Source organism: Staphylococcus caledonicus (assembly GCF_016238465.1).
Taxonomy (GTDB): Bacteria; Bacillota; Bacilli; order Staphylococcales; family Staphylococcaceae; genus Staphylococcus; species Staphylococcus caledonicus.
In genome coordinates this window covers 587,670-608,024 of the sequence record NZ_JABTXV010000001.1, presented here as the reverse complement: position 1 = coordinate 608,024, position 20,355 = coordinate 587,670, and the positions used below count along the sequence as shown (strand labels likewise).

Below are 20,355 nucleotides of genomic sequence, written 5' to 3'. Positions count from 1 at the left end.
CCTCCTGTGATATAATTAAGTTGTATATTTTTCTAATTGACTGTTACTCATGGCTGTGAGTTTCAGTCTTTTTTTGTGCATAAAAACCGTATTCAAAGAATAGGTAAGTCATAATTGAAAGCAATAGTGCATAACCTGCAGCTTTTGTAATTACTAACTCAACTAGCATTAGTAAAAAGAAAATCACGTTGAACGTCATACCGGCGATTAATATTGATTTTTCTGTGTTATTCATCTAATCCCTCCTTTGTGTATCTCGTCAAAATGCTCATCGATAAATTTATTCATCTTGCGAGCGTTAAATCTCCAACGATTAAAACTTCCATCGGGATAATGTGCTATCCCTTGCTTTTTAAGTAACTTCTCAAATTTAGGATTGAAAAGTAGTTTGTCTTTAATTGTGTCGTCCGATGACATTTTCAACTTTCTTTTTAAGTCTTTTAAATCCCAAACTGGATCTAGTGTTTGTGCCATTAAGTCATCAAACATAGTTTTTTCGATTAACACATGTGTATCAGGAATTGGTACAGTTACGCTTAAAGTTTGCGTCATCTTTAACGCCCCCCTTTCGTGTATAATGTTGTTATCCCTTAATGAAGGGAGGTGTTGGTTGTGGATAAAAATGAGTTTGAACTCAAATTTCGTGCAATTGAGAATGAAGTTGATAATGAGATCGATTCTTCGGATTTTCAAGATAAGTTAAATAATCACATTGAAGAAAATTACTCGAATTATTCTGAAGAAACAAAAGACGTTTTCTATCATTTAATTAATTCTCAATATCGTTCTGAATTGCTTTTGAAAGAGAGTTTAAAAACCTTCTTGTCTGTTGATACTGATTAGCTCGCGATTTAGATAAAGAAATATCAATTGTTTTAGGTTTTAAATAGCTTTCAATCTTTACGACCTTCCAAGTCACAACTGCCATTGTGATGAGGAGGGTTGTTTTGTATAGTAACTGCATTTGATTTCCTCCTGTTAAATTGTTTGTTCGATTGTTTTGGTATAATGAGTTATCTCCTTATGAAAGGAGGTGACTCTTCATGGATAAAAACCATATTTTAGAAATTCTCAAAGATAATTCTATCGATGATGAGAATTTAGCTAATGCTCTTGCTGAAATTTTTACTCATTTAGCACATGACCGCGATTTTTCAGAAGAGATTGGCGAGGAAATAATGGATAAACTCGCCAAAGATAGTGCAACTCACTCAATGTAATTTTTAAGGGTGCTTTCTAGCGCTCTATTTTTTGTGATAAAGCGCGTCTGATTATGTGTTTTTCAATGAGCTTGTAACCTGTAGAAACACTGAATATACTTGGGTCTTTAATTAGCTTGATTCTCACTTCTTCATACGTTTCACACTCAGCTGCAACCTCGTCGATTTTCTGTTCGATAAGTTTAGTGATTTTATCTGGTAAGTCTGCAAATTTGTTTTCCATATTATCCTCCTTAATTTGGTTGTTCGATTGTAGAATTTGTTCATAAATTTTCTGCTATACTCCTTATAAGGAGGTGATTTATATGTTGAGTCAAAAACCTGGTCATTTCTTCAAGTACAAAACTTGGGAAGATTTAGACCAATTACTTCAATCAGCTTTTACTGACGATACCGTTCGCAGTCCTAAAGTTACTATCGATGTTAAAGAATACGTAATGACTGCTGAAGAAATCGAAAATGAAGCTGTAATGAATTTGTATAGAGTTACTATTGATGGTGATTACGTTACTTTTGAATAGGATATTCTAGTTTAGTAACTCTAGTTTCTAGTTGTAAGATTTTGTACTTTAGTAAGTCATATGCTCTTTTGATTACAAACCCACTTGTAATTAAAAGGGCTATTTTTATTTCGTAACTTTTGAATAATTGCATTTGAGCATCCTCCTATTAATAAATGTTTTCTATCAACACCTACATTCAACGTACAGTCGTCGCAATGACCTTACATGTATTATGGCGTGGCTCATATCGTCGCGCACTCTCGCTCTTATACGCTCAATGTAGGTGTTGATAAGCGTGGTTATATTAAGTTGTTTGTGGTTCTATATTTCAATTGCCGATGGTCTAACATCTTTGATAAATTGGATTGCTAAATCTACGTCTTTACGTTTGATGTGGTTGTTTGGTGCGTTACCTTTCATGCCTAGATGTTTTTTAGTCAATACGAGTAATCTACTTTTAGCTTTACCGATGTGGTAATTCTTTTGTTGTTCTTGACGTTTGTTTTCTCTAGCCATTTCGTAAATATCTCCGACCATTACATCTTCAAGTGATAGTTGTACGCCTAATCCATCAACAAACTTTTCTGCTTTACTTGTAATCGCATATTTAATAGCGTCAATATCTTGCGGTGTCACATATTCACCTGTTACTGCTTGTTTTAAGTAAGCTAAATCTTCACTTTGGTTTGTAGTTGAATCGTTCAATCTAGCTATTTGTTCAACTAACATTTTTACTAACTCTGGATTGTTTGCTAATTCTTGAATTGTTGGATTAGCTGAGTAAGTTCCTGTACGTCTCAGTTGTGGTAAAACGTCGTCGGTAACCCAACGTTTAAAACGTTTAGCTTTCTTTCTAATACTTTCGTTTCTACTTTGTTTTGCTGCGTCAAAGATTAAACTGTATAACCCACTTTCGTTGATGAATATCATATTTCTATTTTGACCTGCCGTCGCAACTTGCGACGTTAGCTTATCTTCACTATCTACATGCTTTGCTAATGCGTCGCGACTATTTGAGTAACCTAATATTTCTGCTACATCTTTACCTAAAAAGTATGGTTCTTCATCTACCTCCATTTTTCTTACTGGTAATTCTTCGAAATTAAAAATTTGTAAATCTTGCATATTGTTTATGCTCCTTTCGTGTATAATTTAGTTATCGCTACTGCGATGGTGGGTGGTGATAAGATTGAAAGCTAACTATAACTTTAGTATCAATGTTAGAAATGCCGGTAAGTTTGAAGAAACACCATGTGAATTTGTAGATGGCAGCAAAGGTGTTCGATTAGCTTACGAAAATGGTTTGGTCGTAACAATCCAAGTTGACGGCAATAATATTGATATACGTTCAAGTCACCGATTAATTTTGGTTGATGAAAATCCTTTAACTTTTGATGTTGATATGAATACAAAAAATCCTAAATAATTTTTTTACCATTAACAGTTAAAGACAATGTATTTTTATTTTGGAGATGTAAGAGGTCTATTGTCGTTAGCAATTCCTCTTCGCTCCATTTTTCTTTTTCTGCTAGTTCGATGATTTTTACTGCTATTTCATGAATCTTTTTTAAATCTTGCATTTGTTTTCCTCCTTTTAACTTAAAGTTAATCGACTTTCAAAAATTTTTGTCGAATATCTATATCTTCGATTTCGACATTGTAAAGCTTTGCTAACGCATAAATAACTAAACCTTTTGGCTCAACTTCTCCTTTTTCCCACTTAATAACTGTAGGCTTACTAACGCCTAAAATGTCAGCCACATCTTGTTGGTTCATATCGTTGTTAACACGTAAGGCTTTGATTGTTAGTTTTGTCATTTCATCACCTCCGATAACCAAATTCTATTTTACTTTAAGTTAATTGTCAATAACTTTCACTAAAAAAATTTACTCAAAGTTAATTTACTTGTTGTGAAACTTTTTAACTTATGGTAAATTAATATTACTTAGTAATATTAAAAAATGAAATGAGGACAAAAATGGTGCAAAAATCAGCGAGAGAAATTTTTTCAGAAAACCTATTATCGTTATTAGACAAAAAAGGGATAGACCAAAAACAACTTGCAATAGAACTAAATATATCTCCGGCTTCTGTAACTCATTGGATTAAAGGAAATAAATATCCAAGAATAGGTAAAATAGAAGAAATAGCTGAATATTTCAACGTTCCAATGTCACGACTTACACAAGACCAAGATAAAGAAATGCAACAAGATACACTTGCCGCACACTTGGACGGTGACTTTACAGAAGAAGAATTAGCAGAAATTAGAAAGTACGCCGAATTAATAAGAAAAGCGCATCGTAATAATTAAGGGGAGATTTTTGTGTCATTGTATGAAGATTTAGTTATTAAAAATAAGCATATTCCTATTGATGATGGAATTGCTTTAAAAGGGGATTTTGAAGGTTTTTATGATAACAGTGTTATACTTATTGATAAAAATCTATCTGAAACACGCAAAGCCGAAGTCTTATACGAAGAACTTGCACATCATAAACTTACATATGGCAACATATTAGACCAGTCAAAATGGATTAATCGCAAGTTTGAAAACTATGCAAGACGTCACGGATACGAGGCAGCACTACCTTTACGTATCATTGTGGAGGCACACAATTACGGTGTAAGTAACTTATATGAATTAGCACAATATGTTCAGTTAAGTGAAAAGTACATAATAGAGATATTAGGACATTATAAACAAAAATATGGACATCCTACTCGGTACGGTAAATACGTTATTCAGTTTGAGCCATTGCGAGTGTTTGAATATAAAGAAATTATTTAATATATTCTTTTTGTATAGTATTATTAATATGAGGGTACCGTATTATGGCAACATTACATGACTATGTTAAAATTGATAAATCACGTTTTAGTGATATGGTAAAGGCATACTTTTTATGGAAAGAACTGAATGGATTAATCAAAAATTCACATACAAGAGGTATAAATTTCCCGGAAATAATATCTGAATCATTATTATGCTATGCTTTAGATTACAAGTTGAATCGTGGTACTGGTGGAGATGCGTATGATGAAATTAACGATAGAGTTATAGAGTGTAAAGCTACTTCGAATTTCGACAGAGATACCTCATCTTTTTCACCAAATGAAGAATTTGATCGATTATACTTTTTGAGATTATATCAAAGAGACGATGAGCTTTATATTTATGATACTGAATATAATTCAGAAAAATTAAAATCAGTACAGGTAAGTAAGAAGCAGACATTAGGAGATCAACAAAATCAAGGTAGAAGACCACGTTTTTCTATTATTAAACAAATTATTAATGAGAACAATGTACAACCTATAGCAAAAATTGATTTAAGAAAAGAAAAAGTTATACGTCTAAAATAAAGAGGTGAGAAGGTACCCTCTTACCCCTTTATTTGCGGCGAGCTGCGAAAGGAATGTAAGTAATGAATAAATTAAAGGTATGCTCACTGTTTGCTGGAGTTGGAGGTATCGACTTAGCGTTTGAACAAACTGGAAAATTTGAAACTATTATAGCTAATGAAATTGATACAAAAGCTTCAGAAACATATAGATTGAATTTTGATAATGAGTTAATTCAATGTGACATTAGAGAGATAAATGCAAAAAACTTACCCGATTTTGACGTCTTGTTATCAGGTTTCCCCTGCACTTCTTTTTCTATTGCTGGCTATAGAAAAGGGTTTGAAGATGAAACGTCTGGAGATTTATTTTTTGAAACACTTAAAGTTATAGTAGAAAAACAACCACAAATAGTATTTCTAGAAAATGTTAAAAACTTAGTTGGTCATGATAAAGGTAATACTTTTAAAGTTATAAGAGAAGCTTTAGAAACAAATGGTTATCACATTAAGTACCAAGTGTTAAATGCAAAAGATTACGGGAATATTCCTCAAAATAGAGAAAGAATTTATATAGTTGGATTTAAAGACATCGAACAATATAAAAATTTCGATTTTCCAAAACCTATAAACTTAAAGCAAGGGATAACAGATGTGATAGATTTCTCTAAAAAAGTTGATGATAATTTTTATTACACTGAAGATAAATATAAGTTCTATAACTTGCTTAAAGAATCTATTGTGAAAAGCGATACTATATATCAATGGAGAAGGAAATATGTGAGAGAAAATAAAAGTAATGTATCTCCAACATTAACAGCAAATATGGGTACTGGAGGACATAACGTTCCCCTAATACTTTCAAAACACGGCATAAGAAAATTCACACCTAGAGAATGTTTTGTATTACAAGGTTTCCCTGAAACATTCAAATTACCGGATTTAGCTAATTCACATTTATATAAACAAGCAGGTAATTCCGTTGTTGTACCTGTAGTAAATAGAATTGCACAAAATATATATAAATCAGTAAATAATGAAGTATGTGTATAAAATATATCTGGGGTACTCCCACGTACCCTTATTATTTTTTTACCTTTTTTGAGGAGGGATAGCATGCAAACACGATGTTATGACGGTAAAAAGTGGCAATATGAATTTAAATACGAGGGGAAAAGGTATCGAAAGAAAGGTTTTAGAACTAAACGTGAGGCTAATTCTGCCGGATTAGATAAGTTAAATGAGTTGAAGCAAGGTATCGAGTACGAACCTAATCTAACTTTATATGAGTATTTTAAAACTTGGTGTGAAACTTTTAAACAATCAACAGTCACTCCTAAAACATATAAATCTTATCTTTCTGCAATTGAACATATTAATGATCATAGCATTGGTCAAAAGTCATTAAAAGATTTAACAAGATACCATTACCAAAACTTTATCAACGATTTTTCGAAAAATCATTCTAAAGAAACTATTAGAAAACTAAATGGGTATATTAGAACCTCTTTAGATGATGCGGTTTATGAGGGACTAATTGCTAAAAACCCCACTTTTAAAGTAAGTTATCGTGCTACTAACCCTCATAAAAGTGAAGATAGTAAGTTTATTAATTTAACAGATTATGAGAAGTTAAAACAACACCTCAAAACTAAAAGTAATGCTTCATCTCTAGTTTTATTTATTATGATTTGTACTGGTTGTAGAATTAGTGGCGCTTTGAATTTGAAACATGAATATATCAACCAAATTAAAAATGAGTTATATATCGATGAACATAAAACTGATTCGTCTCCTCGCTATATATCCATTAGCAGAAATGACATGCAGCATATTATTAAGTCCGTCGAACTCTTACCTAGAACGCTAGACGGTTCTATATTTGGAGAATTAACAAATAATGCAGTGAATAAAAGATTGAAAGCATATTGTAGCAGTTTAGGTATAAAACAAATAACTTCTCATGCGTTGCGACATACACATTGCTCATATTTGTTAGCTAAAGGTGTATCAATATATTATATTTCTAAACGATTAGGTCATAAAAATATATCAGTTACCACCGATGTTTATTCCCATTTGTTGGAAGAAAAGTATAAAGAAGAAGATGAGAAAGCAGTGCAAATAATTAGTGCTATGTAATTTTTAGGGACCCGTCAGGGACCCAAAAGCCCATGAAACCCGTCATTATAAGGCTTATAGTATCCCTCCCAGGACGTTAGTAAAACGTTAAAAATAACCGAAACGCCTTGATATAGTGCGTTTCGGTTATTTTATTTTGGAACTAAACAGAAGAAAGTAGAACTATTAGGACACGTGTTTGACACGTATACACAAAAATAACCGTATCGAAATCGACACGGTTTAGAGTATTAATACGTACTTAATAAAAATTTGTAGCGTGTTATGTCTCTTTTATTTAATTTAAGTATTTTATATTTACTCATGTTATCTCAACCATTCATACCATTTATATTTTTTACCTTTAATTTCTTCATACTTCCCATTACCAATATATTTTATTCCTAAATGCTTCAAGTATAATATTCTTGCTAAACGAATGAATTCAGGAAGTAATAAAATCAATATTAATAGTACTGTAAATAAATATATATTCATTTTTAACGCCTCTCTTAAAACGTATTGTTATAATAGTCGAAAAAGCAAATAAAGGGGTAAGTTGTTTATTCTTTTCTAATAAATTATGCTACGCCCGACTCTTCACCATCTAACTCTTACGCTTACTAAATATCAAACTCTACTGTATCGATAATACTATTATCTCGATTTCTAAAATTTAACGTAGCATGTTTGCTATCATCATCAATTAATAATTCAGCAAATGTTTCTTCAACTGAACTTCTTGATTGGGAAATACTACCTGGATTGATCACATGCACGTCTCCTAAATTTTCATATTTAGCTACGTGGGTGTGACCGTAAAATGCCAACTGACATCCTAAAGATTGAGCTTTTTCTGCTAATCTCATACGAGTCTGATTGACTTGATATAAGTGACCATGTGTATAAAAAGCTTTAACCCCTTTAATTTCAGTAACTTCTTCATTTGGGAATTCTGGATAAAAGTCACAATTGCCTTTCACACGCGAATAAAGACTTAGTTCTGTATCGTTATATTCAAACTCTGAATCACCTAAATGTAATAGCACATCGGCATCTTTATGTTGTTCATAAAGGTGGTATAAAATGCCCGCTTCAGTATGATTGTCACTTACAATAAGCCATTTTGTCATGACTGCTCACTCTCCAAATACGCATTTAATTTCTTAATTGCATTACCTCGATGACTAATTTCGCCTTTTTCTTCTGTTGTAAGCTCTGCCATGGTTTTACCCTTTTCAGGAAGATAGAAGATTGGATCATAACCAAAACCATGATCGCCTTGTCTTTCAGTTGTTATTACCCCTGGAACAGTGCCTTTAAATGTACGTGTTGGTTCACCAGGTGCACTCATACTAATCACACATACAAATTGTGCGTCTCTATTCATTTCTTCTCCCAGATTCTCAAGTAATTTATCAATATTATCTTCATCATTTTTATCTAAGCCTGCATAGCGTGCAGAATAAACGCCAGGTTCACCATTTAATGCGAAGACTTCTAGCCCACTATCATCGGCAATCACACGTTTATTTAATGCTTTAGCCGCTGCCTCTGATTTTAATCGTGCATTTTCCTCAAAAGTAGTACCAGTTTCTTCGACATCAAAATCTTGAATCACTTCGGAAATTCCAATTACATTATCGTTTGGAAAAATCGACTTGAAATCATTTATTTTACCTTTGTTGTTCGATGCAATAATAATATCTGCCATAGTACTCTCTCCTTGTTTCCATTAATTAACTTCTATTCGTTCAACTTCAACTTCTAATTTCAACCATTGTGCGATGATATTTTTAATATGTACCGTATCTCCTGTCGCAAAGAAACGATGATGAGGATGGCGCGTATAGCTAGCATGTTCATTACTAAATGTTAATAAAGCACTGACCTCACGTGCCGTTTCAAGTCCGGAAGAAATCACTTTCTTTTCTCCTCCGAAATAATCATTAATAGGTTTATAGAGAAGTGGATAGTGCGTACATCCTAATATAATCGTGTCAGCATCCGTATTACGCCATTGTTTCAACGTTTGATGAATCACAATACTTGTGATTGTGGGATCATCATAGCGCATTTGTTCAACTAAAGGTACAAAGCCAGGACAAGCTACTCCATAAACATTGACGTTTGGATTGATGCGTTTAATATGATGACGGTACGCTTCTGATTTAATCGTACCTTCTGTGCCTAATATTAAAACATTTTGATTTTTAGTGGTCATAATAGCAGTTCTTGCGCCAGGTTCAATGACACCTATGACTGGAATGGGTAATAATTTCTGCAAGTGTTCTAACGCAACTGCAGTCGCAGTATTACATGCGATAACTAACATTTTTATATCAAATAACATAAGTTTATTCGCTATTTGTGTAGTGAATTCTTTAACCTCTTCTCCCGATCTAGGGCCATAAGGGCATCTTGCTATATCTCCTAAATAATAAATCGTTTCATTGGGAAGTTGGCGCATAATCTCTTTAGCAACCGTCAAACCTCCTACGCCTGAATCTATAACGCCTATTGGTTTATTCATTTAAATTCATCCTTATACTATATAGTCATTTTATTTTACCATAGTCGCTAAATGAGTTTGACTAATGTGATTACACACTTTTAAAACTAAAACTAAAAGGGCTAAGACATTCTCTGAAAATGTCTCAACCCTTTAATGTTATATCAATACTTCTTTAATTGCGTATCTTAATCTACTTTATGGTCTGAACCAAAGAATGATTTAAACATATGGAATGTAGTTTCTCTATTTAAAGCTGCAATTGAAGTTGTTAAAGGAATACCTTTAGGACAAGCATTTACACAGTTTTGAGAGTTACCACACTCTTGTAAACCACCACTACCCATTAAAGCATCTAAACGTTCATCTTTCGTCATTGCACCTGTTGGGTGTAAGTCGAAAAGACGTACTTGTGAGATAGCTTGCGCACCAACGAATTTATTGTTTTGAGTAACGTTCGGACAAACTTCTAAGCATACACCGCAAGTCATACATTTAGATAATTCGTAAGCGGTTTGACGTTTTTTCTCTGGCATACGAGGTCCTGGTCCTAAGTCATACGTACCATCGATTGGAATCCAGGCTTTCATACGTTTTAAGTTATCGAACATTCTAGTACGGTCAACTTGTAAGTCACGAATAACTGGGAACGTATTCATTGGTTCTAGACGTATAGGTTGTTCTAATTGGTCGACAATTGCTGAACATGATTGTCTAGCACGGCCGTTAATAACCATTGAACAAGCACCACAAACTTCTTCTAAACAGTTCATATCCCATGTAATAGGCGTTGTTTTTTCACCTTTACTATTTACAGGGTTACGTCTAATTTCCATTAAACAAGCAATCACATTCATATTCTCTTTGTAAGGAATTTCGAATGATTCTTCATAAGGTTTAGAGTCTTGGTTGTCTTGTCGTTTAATGATTAATTTAATTGTTTTTGGTTTATCTTTTTGTTGTTCTTGGTTATTTTGATTATCTTGATTATCTTGTGTGCTTTGAGATTCATTATTACGTAGTTCTTCTGGAGTGTCTTTTACTGATTGAGTGTCAGCCATTATTTTTTACCTCCTTTAGACTTACTTGTATAGTCACGTTTACGTGGTGGTATTAAACTTACATCAACTGGTTCGTAAGTAAATTTAGGTGCTTCTTCTTTACCTTGATACTCAGCTAATGTTGTTTTTAACCATTCTTCATCGTTACGGTCTGGGAATTCTGGTTTGTAGTGGGCACCACGTGATTCGTTACGGTTGTATGCCCCAATTGTAATTACTCGTGCTAAAACTAACATGTTCCATAACTGACGAGTGAAGAATACTGCTTGGTTACTCCAAGTTTGCGTATCTTCCATATCAATGTCTTGGTAACGTTTCATTAATTCAACAATTTTCTTATCAGTTTCGAGTAATTTATCATTTTCACGTACTACTGTTACATTAGCTGTCATAATTTCACCTAATTCTCGGTGAAGTTTATAAGCATTTTCAGTACCACGCATATTTAAAAGTTTGTCGAAGCGTTCTTGTTCTTCATCTACACGTTTTTGATATAGACTTTCATCTAAGTCAGTGTATGTTGTTTCAACATTTTCAATATATTTAATCGCATTAGGTCCAGCCACTGTACCACCATAAATAGCAGATAATAATGAGTTAGCACCTAAACGGTTACCACCATGTTGAGAGAAGTCACATTCTCCAGCTGCAAATAAGCCTTTAATATTTGTCATTTGATCATAGTCAACGTATAAACCACCCATTGAATAATGCACGGCTGGGAAGATCTTCATTGGTACTTTACGTGGGTCGTCGCCTGTGAATTTTTCATAAATTTCAATGATACCACCTAATTTAACGTCTAATTCATGTGGATCTTTATGAGATAAATCAAGGTAGACCATGTTTTCACCGTTAATACCTAATTTTTGGTTAATACATACGTCGAAGATTTCACGTGTTGCAATGTCACGTGGAACTAAGTTACCGTAGTCAGGATATTTTTCTTCTAAGAAATACCAAGGTTTACCATCTTTATAAGTCCAAATACGTCCACCTTCACCACGAGCCGATTCACTCATTAATCGGAGTTTATCGTCACCTGGTATAGCTGTTGGATGGATTTGAATAAATTCACCATTTGCATATTTAGCGCCTTGTTGATAAACGATTGAGGCTGCTGAACCTGTATTAATCATAGAGTTCGTTGTTTTACCGAAGATAATACCAGGGCCACCTGTTGCCATAATTACAGCATCTGAACCAAATGATTTAATTTCAGACGTCGTCATATTTTGAGCAACAATACCTCTTGCGGCATTTTCATCATCTTTAACTATGCCTAGGAATTCCCAACCTTCATATTTAGTAACTAAGCCGTCAACTTCGAATGAACGAACTTGTTCATCAAGTGCATATAATAGTTGTTGTCCAGTTGTAGCTCCTGCGAATGCTGTTCTGTTGTACAATGTACCACCAAAACGTCTAAAGTCTAGTAAACCTTCTTTAGTTCTACTAAACATAACGCCCATACGGTCTAATAAATGGATAATTGATGGTGCAGCTTCAGTCATCGCTTTTACAGGTGGTTGGTTCGCTAAGAAGTCCCCACCATAAACTGTGTCATCAAAATGAATCCAAGGTGAATCCCCTTCACCTTTAGTATTTACCGCACCGTTAATACCACCTTGGGCACATACAGAGTGCGAACGTTTAACAGGTACGATTGAGAATAAATCTACATGCGCACCTTGTTCTGCAGCTTTAATTGTTGACATTAGACCGGCAAGTCCTCCACCGACAACAATAATTTTTTTCTCTGCCATAAAATTGTCACTCCCCTAAAATATATCTAAGACCTAACTGTAGATACTATATGCCTCATCATTATCTATCATCGCGTTAATATTAAGACGGATGGAATTTTCAGATAATTAATTAGACATATAGCTATTTTGAATAAACTTTATATTTAGAATGTCTAAATAGTCATTCAATTGTTTAACTACAGTTTTCAAGTTAATGTTTCGCTAATCCATGAGTTAAGGTTGGATTGTATTTGAATGCATCAATACAATATTTACGTAAATGCTAAGATTGCAGTAACACCGATGTATGAAAGAACTAAGAATACTGCTAATGATACCCATGTAAATACACGTTGTGATTTCTTAGATTGTAAAATACCCCATGTTACTAAGAATGACCAAAGACCATTTGAGAAATGGAACACTACTGCAATAATACAAATAATATAAATTACAACCCATATTGGGTTTTGTAATGTTTCATGCATTAATTCATAATTGATTTCTTTACCAAAGAATACTTTTTGTAAATGTGTTTGCCATAAATGTACGAATACAAAAACAAATGTGATAATACCAGTTAATCTTTGTAAAGCGAACATCCAGTTTCTAAATAATGAATAGTGTCCAATATTCTCTTTTGCTGTAAATGCTATGTGTATACCGTATAAACCATGATATAAAATTGGAATGTAAATCAAGATTAATTCAACTGCAATTAAAAATGGTAATGATTCCATGAAAGTAGATGCTTTATTAAAAGCTTCTGCCCCTTGTGTTGCTTGATGATTCACCATTAAGTGAACGATTAAGAATGCACCAATTGGAATAATACCTAGTAACGAGTGAATTCGTCTAAGATAAAATTCGTTTTTAGACTTTGCCAAAAGGAGTCCCCCCTGTAAAACTATTAATTTAAATAGCTTTTCCCTAAGAAAGTCTTTATCAATTGAAACAACAATTATCAGTCAAAATATTTACTATTTTATTTAATACTCGTTATAAACGTAGTAATAAAACAAATTTGAAGTTGAGATAGACATGTAACAGTTCATATCTTGACTTCATAATGTGTTAAATTAGCTATGTTCACGAGTACGGCTTAAAAAAGTAAATGATTCTCGGAGTTGAAATTTTAATTAAGATTTTAATTTTAAAATCAAATACCTTAAAACACCGAAATGATAATGTTTCTCAATTAGAAAACGCTTTCATACTTTCTTAAAAAAATAAGCTTTTTGTTAACTATATTGTAACATTTTTTATATATTTTTGGGGTATGAGAATAATTCTCATACCCCTTTTTTTAATTTAGCTATTATTCAATGCTTCTTGCAAGTTCTTAGCGACCTTTTCAGGAAGACCAGCACCTTGTAAATCTTTGACGCTAGCTTCTTTCATTTTTTTAATTGAACCGAATGTTCTTAATAATTTAGTCTTACGTTTACTTCCTATACCATCCACCGTATCTAATACTGATTGTAAACCAGTCTTTTGACGTGTTTGTCGATGGAAGGTAATCGCAAAACGATGGACTTCGTCTTGAATTCTGTGTAGTAAGTAAAAGGCTTGGCTATTTTTTTTCATAGGAACTACTTCTGCGTTCGCTCCATATAATAATTCGGAGGTTTGGTGTTTGTCGTTTTTTCTTAGCCCCGCCACTGGAATATCCAGGCCTAGCTCATTTTCAAGAACATCTAGAACGCCGCTCATATGACCTTTACCACCATCTACAATGATAAGATCTGGTAATGGAAGGCCTTCATTTAACACACGTGTATAACGTCTACGCACAACTTCGCGCATTGATTTGTAATCATCTGGTCCATCTACAGTTTTAATTTTATATTTACGATACCCTTTTTTATCAGGTTTACCGTCAACAAATGTTACCATTGCCGAAACTGGATCTACACCTTGAATATTAGAGTTATCGAAGGCTTCTATGCGTATAGGTGTTTGAATGCCCATTCTTTCTCCCAGTTCTTCAATAGCTTTTACCGTACGTGACTCATCTCTAGCAATAAGTTCAAATTTATTTTCAAGTGCCACTTCAGCGTTATGATTAGCTAAATCAATCATTTCTTTTTTAGTTCCACGCGCAGGTTGGACAATTTTAGTATCTACAACTGAATTAATCATCTCTTTATCTAAATTTTTAGGAATATGCACTTCTTTAGGTAAAATATGTTGATTTAAACTATAAAACTGACCTATAAATGTATAAAACTCTTCTTCTTCAGTTTGTTGTAATGGAATCATTGTCGCATCACGTTGAATCATATTACCTTGACGTATAAAGAAGACTTGAATACACATCCAGCCTTTTGACACACTATAGCCAAAGACATCTCTTATTGTATTATCAGAGGACATAATTTTTTGCTTTTTAGTTAAATTATGAATATGTTGAATCAAATCTCTATATTCTTTAGCACGTTCAAAATCTAACTTTTCACTGGCATCCATCATACGATCTTCTAAATTTTTCAAAATGGTTTTATCTTCTCCATTTAGAAAATCACTAATTTCACGTGTCATTTGCGCATATTTCTGTTGATCTACGTCATAAACACATGGGCCCATGCATTGCCCGATATGATAATAAAGGCATAATTTATCTGGCATAGTATCACATTTTCTAAACGGGTAAATACGGTCCAGTAGCTTTTTAGTTTCTTGCGCCGAATATGCATTGGGATAAGGTCCAAAATATTTGCCAGTCCCTTTTTTTACAGTACGGGTTACGATAAGTTTTGGATGTTTTTCTTTAGTGATTTTTATAAATGGATAGCTTTTATCATCTTTTAATAAGATATTGTAACGAGGTTGGTATTGCTTAATCAGATTTAATTCTAATAATAACGACTCTGTTTCACTGGAAGTTACGATATATTCAAAATTACGGATTTCACTTACGAGTCGAGTCGTTTTAGCGTCATGTGCACCAGTAAAGTAAGAACGTAATCTATTGCGTAAACGTTTAGCTTTACCAACGTAAATAATTTGATCGTTACGGTCTTTCATTAAATAACATCCTGGCTCGAAAGGAACGACGCTCAATTTGTCTTTAATCTTCTCTTTATAATCTGCCATTGTTGTCCTCCCTTCTTTATCTTTTAGTCACACATAAAAAAGACGGAGCGATTACATTTAATGTAATGCCCCAGTCTCAATTTAGTTCTTTTCATTCTTATAGATGTTTATCTAATACTTCAGCTAAGTTTTCTTTAGGTTGGAAACCTACTACTTTATCAACTGGTTCTCCATCTTTAAAGACGATTAAAGTTGGAATACTCATTACTTCAAATTTAGCAGCTGTTGATGGATTTTCATCAACATCTAATTTTAAGATATCAGCTTTACCATCATAGTCTCCAGCTAATTCTTCTAATACTGGCGCGATCATTTTACAAGGTCCACACCAAGTTGCCCAAAAGTCTACTAATTTAACGCCTGATTGAATGTTTTCATCAAAGTTTGAATCCGTTACTTTTACGATTGCCATAAATGCCAATCCTCCTTAAATTTTGAATGATGAGCAAATTATAACAGACTTTCATATCGTCTGCATTGCTCTTGCTCATTTAAAAATTTGTATCATTTTATTCATCAAGTGAGTTGTCATCTTGTTTCATTCACTTGCTTTATTGTACGTTATATACCCAAAAAATCAATATTCATGCTTAATAATTATTATTTCACTTATTTAAGTTCCGCAACAGTCACGCCAAAGCCACCTTCACTTGGCATTCCTCCGCGGTATGAACGTACACTTTTATGCTTTTTCAAGTGATTTTGTACCCCTTTTTGAAGGGCACCTGTTCCTTTACCATGAATAATATAAACTTGCTCATAATTACTCAATACTGCTTGGTCAATGTATTGATCGAGTTCGCCTATTGCTTCTTCATAGCGATAACCTCGTAAATCCAGTTCTGTTTTAATCGTTTGACGATTTTGTCGCGTAACCATTTTAGCTGGTTTTTCTTGTTTTTTCTTCGTTTTTTCTAAATCTTCAATAGGTAATTTCATTTTAATGATACCCATTTGAACGACCGCTTCATCATCGCCTACTAATTCCAGAACCTCACCTTTTTGGCCATAAGATAATACTTTAACTTCATCGCTAGCATGAATCGCATCATGCTTTTGTTTTTGAATCTTTTGTTTAATGGATTTAGCTTCATATTGATCATCTAATTGTTTTTTCTTATCGATTAGTTCATGTTCTTTAACGTCAGCGCCTTTTTGGTCACGTAGTTCTCTTAATTCTTTTAAGATTTCATCCGCCTCTTTAGTAGCAGATTTAACACGTCGATTAGCTTTTTCTTTAGCCTCATCCATTAATTTTTGTTCATAATTTTTATATTGTTCATATTGTTTTTCTAAATCATCATGTGTTGTTTTAGCTTCACGTAATAGTCTGTCTAATTCAATACGTTGTTCATCTACACGTTTAGAATTTTTTTCTAAGGATTCTATCATAGAATTGATTTCTTGTTCATCAGTGCCAATCATTGTCTTCGCTTTATTTATGATGCTAAGGCTGAGTCCTAATTTTCTAGAAATATCAAATGCATTAGAACGACCTGGTACGCCCATTAAAAGTTTATACGTTGGACTTAATGTGTTGACATCAAATTCTACACTAGCGTTCATAACGCCTTCACGATTATAACTATATGCTTTAAGTTCCGGATAATGAGTCGTTGCCATGACTAAAGAACCGATATTTCGAACGTTATCTAGAATACTCATAGCGAGTGCAGCACCTTCACTTGGATCCGTTCCTGCTCCAAGTTCATCAAATAACACTAAACTATTCTTGTCCGTCTCTTGTAAAATTTCGACAATATTCTTCATATGAGATGAAAACGTTGATAACGACTGTTCGATAGATTGTTCATCACCAATGTCGCAGTATACATTTTCAAAGACGCTTAACTGACTTCCATCTAATGTAGGGATGAGTAACCCAGATTGTGCCATGACTATAATGAGGCCTAGCGTTTTTAGTGTTACCGTTTTACCACCTGTGTTTGGTCCAGTGATGATTACCGTTTCAACATCATCAATAAATTCAATTGTGTTCGCTACCACTGTTTCTTTATTTAATAATGGATGATAGGCGTTAGGGAGATACACTGTTCTTTCTTTATGGAAAGTTGGTTTAGTCCCTTTAATTGAACGTGCATAGCGTGCTTTCGCAGTTAGGAAATCAATTTGTCCCATCACGGATTCTGCTATTAAACAACCGTCTGATTCTGCAGCTACCATTCCAGTTAATTCAGTTAGGATACGTTCACGTTCTACTGCTTCGTCATTGCGTAAACGACTAATTTGGTTATTCATTTCTACGATTGATGAAGGTTCAATATATAATGTCTGACCTGAAGCTGATTGATCGTGCACAATCCCTTTAAAGTCTTGGCGGTATTCAGCTTTAACTGGGATAACATTACGGTCATTACGCACTGTTATAATCGCATCTGAGAGTTTCTTTTGGTTGGCTTGACTTTTAACAATGCGGTCTAAATTTTGTCTGATACGTTGGTTGGTGCTCGAAATCTTACTTCGTATACCTTGTAGCTCATAACTTGCGCTATCATATAAATCATATGCGTCACATTTTTCATTTATTTCTTGAAAAAGGTCTGTTAATACCGGCAATTGGTTCATCTTATCATTCAAGATAGGATACTTAACCACGCCTTCATCTTCTTCGACTAATTGATTATAAAACGTTTTGAATTGATTCTGAACTTGAATTAAACGCTTGATTAGATTCAATTCAGACACATTCAATACGCCACCAATCGTTGCTCGATGAATCAATGGCGACACTTTAGCCAAACCACTTAAGCTTGGTAAACGATGCTTATTATAAATTTGTGAGATTTCATCAGTCTCGTTGATTTGAAATTCTACAGTTTCAAAATCTATTGCTGGAGACATCTTAGACACTTTTTCACGTCCTAAATCACTTACAGCCTCAGAAGCTACAAATGATTTGATTTTATCAAATTCTAAGACGTCTAATGTTTTTTGTCTCATACAATCCCTCTATTTCTTCAATTTAATATTATTTTCTACTAAGTCTTTAAACGCTTGTCGAGACATCGTATTAATCACTCTATCTTTAGCTACAAATCCTTTTTGAGCTGTCGCAATTCCATATTTCATAAAGTCTAGATGATCAATATGATGCGCGTCTGTATTAATTGTTAGTTTAACGTTTGGATACTTTCTTACTGTTTCAGCATTTAAATCTAAACGTTTTGGATTAGCATTAATTTCCATTATGGTATTTGTTTCTTCTGCTAAGGCCATTAATTGTTCAATATTGGGTTTATACCCATCACGTCGTCCTATAATTCGCCCTGTTGGATGAGCGATATGTCTTACATATGGGTTACGGCATGCATTTTCTAAACGTTTCATAATTTCTTCTTCACTTTGATTAAAACTTTGGTGAATTGCAGCTATAACATAATCAAGTTGCGCTAACACATCATCATCATAATCTAAAGAGCCATCGGGAAGAATATCCATTTCTGTTCCTGAATAGATATCAATTTCATCATATTCTTCGTTGAGTTGTTTTATTTCTTCATTCTGTCTTAATAAACGTTCAACTTGTAATCCATTTGCTACTTTTAAGCTTTGAGAATGATCAGTAATGACCATAAATTGGTAGCCTTTTTTAATATTTGCCTCTATCATGTCTCTAATTGAAAAAGCACCATCACTATATGTGGTATGCATATGAATATCACCATTGATATCATCTAACGTTACGATATTACTTAAGTCACGATCAAACTCACTACCATCTTCTCGCATGGTTGGAGCCATCCATTTCTTTCCAAAATGTTGATAAATTTCTTCTTCACTTTGAAATTGTAAAAGTGTTCCGTCTTGTTGTTCGATACCGTATTCACTTACTTTTTCTTGTTGTTCTTTTGCAAGTTGTCGTATACAAATATTGTGATCTTTAGAACCAGTAAAATGTTGAAGCGTATGATAAAAAGCTGCCGGCTCAATAAGTCTGAAATCGACACCGATTGTTTCGTCATCATAAGTTAATTCGAGAGATACTTTTGTTTGGCCTACTGCCACTTCTTTTACTTTATTTGGGATGTTGAGAAGTTGTTGTTGAACTTTTTCAGGGTTATTTGTACTAATAATGTAATCTAGGTCTTTACTCATTTCTTTGTAACGACGGAAACTGCCTGCTTCCGAATATTTTTCAACTTCTTCAAGTGTTTCTAGATACTGTATAATCGTTTTATTTAGGTTACGCATTAAATCAATTGGATAGCGTTCCTTTTTAGCGCCTAACGCTTTTACTGCTTCTAAAATATTTTGTTCCGTTTTTTTAGCAAATCCACTAAGCTCGCTCACTTTTCCCGCTTCGCAGGCCGCTTGCAGACTTTTTTTATCTGTAACATTGAGTTCTTTATAAAGTTTAGCTATTTTTTTACTCCCTAATCCTTGAATTTTCATGAGAGTAATTAAACCAGCAGGGACTAATTGTTGTAATTCATTTAACACTGCTGATTCACCAGTAGTTCGATATTCATTAATAACATCGCCTACACCTTTACCAATACCTTTTAATTCAGTTACATCTTCAATGTCTTCTAAAGGGCGTTCGTCAATTTCTAGACTTTGTGCTGCTTTTCTATAAGCAGAAACTTTAAATGTATTTTCTCCATTTAATTCCATATATATAGCTATCTTTTCTAATAGTTGAATTATATCTTTTTTAGTCAATATGCTCACTCCATAAAAAGAAGACCAGGACATTTAATAACGTAGCCTTGTCCTGACCTCATATCA

General features: G+C 33.5%; 26 protein-coding genes. 9 read left to right on the top strand and 17 right to left on the bottom strand.

Annotated elements, in window-relative coordinates; genetic code table 11:
• Window positions 1–43: 43 nt before the first annotated feature.
• A complete protein-coding gene (locus tag HS848_RS03085; RefSeq protein WP_198611217.1) occupies window positions 44–235 on the bottom strand; it encodes a hypothetical protein in 192 nt (63 codons plus the stop codon).
• Window positions 232–552, bottom strand: a complete 321-nt coding sequence (locus tag HS848_RS03080; protein WP_198611216.1) for a DUF771 domain-containing protein — start codon at window positions 550–552, stop codon at window positions 232–234. The genes HS848_RS03085 and HS848_RS03080 overlap by 4 nt, the downstream gene beginning before the upstream one ends.
• 60 nt (window positions 553–612) lie before the next feature.
• Between HS848_RS03080 and HS848_RS03075 the strand changes: the two genes are divergently transcribed.
• Entirely contained in the window at window positions 613–843 is a 231-nt protein-coding gene (locus HS848_RS03075) for a hypothetical protein (protein ID WP_158261469.1), read from the top strand.
• Here HS848_RS03075 and HS848_RS12900 read toward each other — a convergent pair.
• The gene (locus HS848_RS12900) at window positions 770–964 is read right to left on the bottom strand and encodes a hypothetical protein (RefSeq protein WP_198611215.1); all 195 of its coding nucleotides are present in this window, start codon (window positions 962–964) and stop codon (window positions 770–772) included. The genes HS848_RS03075 and HS848_RS12900 overlap by 74 nt on opposite strands.
• Window positions 965–1,043: 79 nt before the next feature.
• On the opposite strand from HS848_RS12900, the gene HS848_RS03065 reads away from it, so the two are divergent.
• Entirely contained in the window at window positions 1,044–1,220 is a 177-nt protein-coding gene (locus tag HS848_RS03065) for a hypothetical protein (RefSeq protein WP_198611214.1), read from the top strand.
• Between the two features lie 16 nt (window positions 1,221–1,236).
• Here HS848_RS03065 and HS848_RS03060 read toward each other — a convergent pair whose 3' ends face one another.
• On the bottom strand, window positions 1,237–1,443 hold the full coding sequence (locus HS848_RS03060; protein ID WP_107635405.1) for a hypothetical protein: 207 nt from the start codon (window positions 1,441–1,443) through the stop codon (window positions 1,237–1,239).
• Window positions 1,444–1,525: 82 nt separating this feature from the next.
• On the opposite strand from HS848_RS03060, the gene HS848_RS03055 reads away from it, so the two are divergent.
• Complete coding sequence (locus HS848_RS03055; protein ID WP_198611213.1) at window positions 1,526–1,741, top strand: hypothetical protein; 216 nt, start codon at window positions 1,526–1,528, stop codon at window positions 1,739–1,741.
• Between the two features lie 303 nt (window positions 1,742–2,044).
• On the opposite strand, the gene HS848_RS12670 is transcribed toward HS848_RS03055, so the two are convergent.
• Entirely contained in the window at window positions 2,045–2,848 is an 804-nt protein-coding gene (locus tag HS848_RS12670) for a BRO-N domain-containing protein (protein WP_232806058.1), read from the bottom strand.
• A 64-nt stretch (window positions 2,849–2,912) separates the two neighbouring features.
• On the opposite strand from HS848_RS12670, the gene HS848_RS03045 reads away from it, so the two are divergent.
• A complete protein-coding gene (locus HS848_RS03045) occupies window positions 2,913–3,149 on the top strand; it encodes a hypothetical protein (RefSeq protein ID WP_107635403.1) in 237 nt (78 codons plus the stop codon).
• Here the strand turns inward: HS848_RS03045 and HS848_RS03040 are convergent.
• Both HS848_RS03040 and HS848_RS03035 read right to left on the bottom strand, forming a co-directional pair.
• Window positions 3,142–3,303: a hypothetical protein gene (locus HS848_RS03040; protein ID WP_198611212.1), complete on the bottom strand. Its 162-nt coding sequence runs from the start codon at window positions 3,301–3,303 to the stop codon at window positions 3,142–3,144. The two genes, HS848_RS03045 and HS848_RS03040, sit on opposite strands and share 8 nt — an antisense overlap.
• Before the next feature lie 25 nt (window positions 3,304–3,328).
• Window positions 3,329–3,541: a helix-turn-helix transcriptional regulator gene (locus HS848_RS03035; RefSeq protein ID WP_198611211.1), complete on the bottom strand. Its 213-nt coding sequence runs from the start codon at window positions 3,539–3,541 to the stop codon at window positions 3,329–3,331.
• Window positions 3,542–3,702: 161 nt separating this feature from the next.
• On the opposite strand from HS848_RS03035, the gene HS848_RS03030 reads away from it, so the two are divergent.
• From HS848_RS03030 to HS848_RS03010, 5 genes are all read left to right on the top strand, one after another.
• On the top strand, window positions 3,703–4,038 hold the full coding sequence (locus tag HS848_RS03030; RefSeq protein WP_198611210.1) for a helix-turn-helix domain-containing protein: 336 nt from the start codon (window positions 3,703–3,705) through the stop codon (window positions 4,036–4,038).
• A gap of 12 nt (window positions 4,039–4,050) precedes the next feature.
• A complete protein-coding gene (locus tag HS848_RS03025) occupies window positions 4,051–4,515 on the top strand; it encodes an ImmA/IrrE family metallo-endopeptidase (protein WP_198611209.1) in 465 nt (154 codons plus the stop codon).
• Between the two features lie 44 nt (window positions 4,516–4,559).
• A complete protein-coding gene (locus HS848_RS03020; RefSeq protein ID WP_075339968.1) occupies window positions 4,560–5,090 on the top strand; it encodes a Bsp6I family type II restriction endonuclease in 531 nt (176 codons plus the stop codon).
• Window positions 5,091–5,152: 62 nt separating this feature from the next.
• Window positions 5,153–6,121 carry a DNA cytosine methyltransferase gene (gene dcm / locus HS848_RS03015; protein ID WP_107635398.1) on the top strand — a complete coding sequence of 323 codons (969 nt, stop codon included), beginning with the start codon at window positions 5,153–5,155 and terminating at the stop codon, window positions 6,119–6,121.
• Between the two features lie 63 nt (window positions 6,122–6,184).
• Complete coding sequence (locus tag HS848_RS03010; protein WP_107635397.1) at window positions 6,185–7,210, top strand: tyrosine-type recombinase/integrase; 1,026 nt, start codon at window positions 6,185–6,187, stop codon at window positions 7,208–7,210.
• A 602-nt stretch (window positions 7,211–7,812) separates the two neighbouring features.
• On the opposite strand, the gene HS848_RS03005 is transcribed toward HS848_RS03010, so the two are convergent.
• The 10 genes from HS848_RS03005 to polX form a co-directional block, all read right to left on the bottom strand.
• Window positions 7,813–8,322 (bottom strand): YfcE family phosphodiesterase, encoded by a 510-nt coding sequence (locus tag HS848_RS03005; protein ID WP_198611208.1) that lies wholly within the window; start codon window positions 8,320–8,322, stop codon window positions 7,813–7,815.
• Entirely contained in the window at window positions 8,319–8,903 is a 585-nt protein-coding gene (locus HS848_RS03000; protein ID WP_198611207.1) for an XTP/dITP diphosphatase, read from the bottom strand. The genes HS848_RS03005 and HS848_RS03000 overlap by 4 nt, the downstream gene beginning before the upstream one ends.
• A gap of 21 nt (window positions 8,904–8,924) precedes the next feature.
• Window positions 8,925–9,722 carry a glutamate racemase gene (gene racE, locus HS848_RS02995; protein ID WP_198611206.1) on the bottom strand — a complete coding sequence of 266 codons (798 nt, stop codon included), beginning with the start codon at window positions 9,720–9,722 and terminating at the stop codon, window positions 8,925–8,927.
• Between the two features lie 167 nt (window positions 9,723–9,889).
• The gene (gene sdhB, locus HS848_RS02990) at window positions 9,890–10,762 is read right to left on the bottom strand and encodes a succinate dehydrogenase iron-sulfur subunit (RefSeq protein WP_198611205.1); all 873 of its coding nucleotides are present in this window, start codon (window positions 10,760–10,762) and stop codon (window positions 9,890–9,892) included.
• The gene (gene sdhA / locus HS848_RS02985) at window positions 10,762–12,528 is read right to left on the bottom strand and encodes a succinate dehydrogenase flavoprotein subunit (protein WP_107506790.1); all 1,767 of its coding nucleotides are present in this window, start codon (window positions 12,526–12,528) and stop codon (window positions 10,762–10,764) included. Before sdhA ends, sdhB begins: the two co-directional genes overlap by 1 nt.
• A gap of 254 nt (window positions 12,529–12,782) precedes the next feature.
• Window positions 12,783–13,397, bottom strand: coding sequence for a succinate dehydrogenase cytochrome b558 subunit (locus tag HS848_RS02980; RefSeq protein ID WP_198611204.1), 615 nt, complete (start codon window positions 13,395–13,397; stop codon window positions 12,783–12,785).
• Between the two features lie 424 nt (window positions 13,398–13,821).
• Window positions 13,822–15,606, bottom strand: a complete 1,785-nt coding sequence (gene uvrC / locus HS848_RS02975) for an excinuclease ABC subunit UvrC (protein ID WP_107506792.1) — start codon at window positions 15,604–15,606, stop codon at window positions 13,822–13,824.
• Window positions 15,607–15,703: 97 nt separating this feature from the next.
• Window positions 15,704–16,018 (bottom strand): thioredoxin, encoded by a 315-nt coding sequence (gene trxA / locus HS848_RS02970; RefSeq protein WP_011276093.1) that lies wholly within the window; start codon window positions 16,016–16,018, stop codon window positions 15,704–15,706.
• Between the two features lie 197 nt (window positions 16,019–16,215).
• A complete protein-coding gene (locus tag HS848_RS02965) occupies window positions 16,216–18,567 on the bottom strand; it encodes an endonuclease MutS2 (protein WP_198611203.1) in 2,352 nt (783 codons plus the stop codon).
• Between the two features lie 9 nt (window positions 18,568–18,576).
• Window positions 18,577–20,289: a DNA polymerase/3'-5' exonuclease PolX gene (gene polX / locus HS848_RS02960; protein ID WP_198611202.1), complete on the bottom strand. Its 1,713-nt coding sequence runs from the start codon at window positions 20,287–20,289 to the stop codon at window positions 18,577–18,579.
• Between the last annotated feature and the right edge of the window lie 66 nt (window positions 20,290–20,355).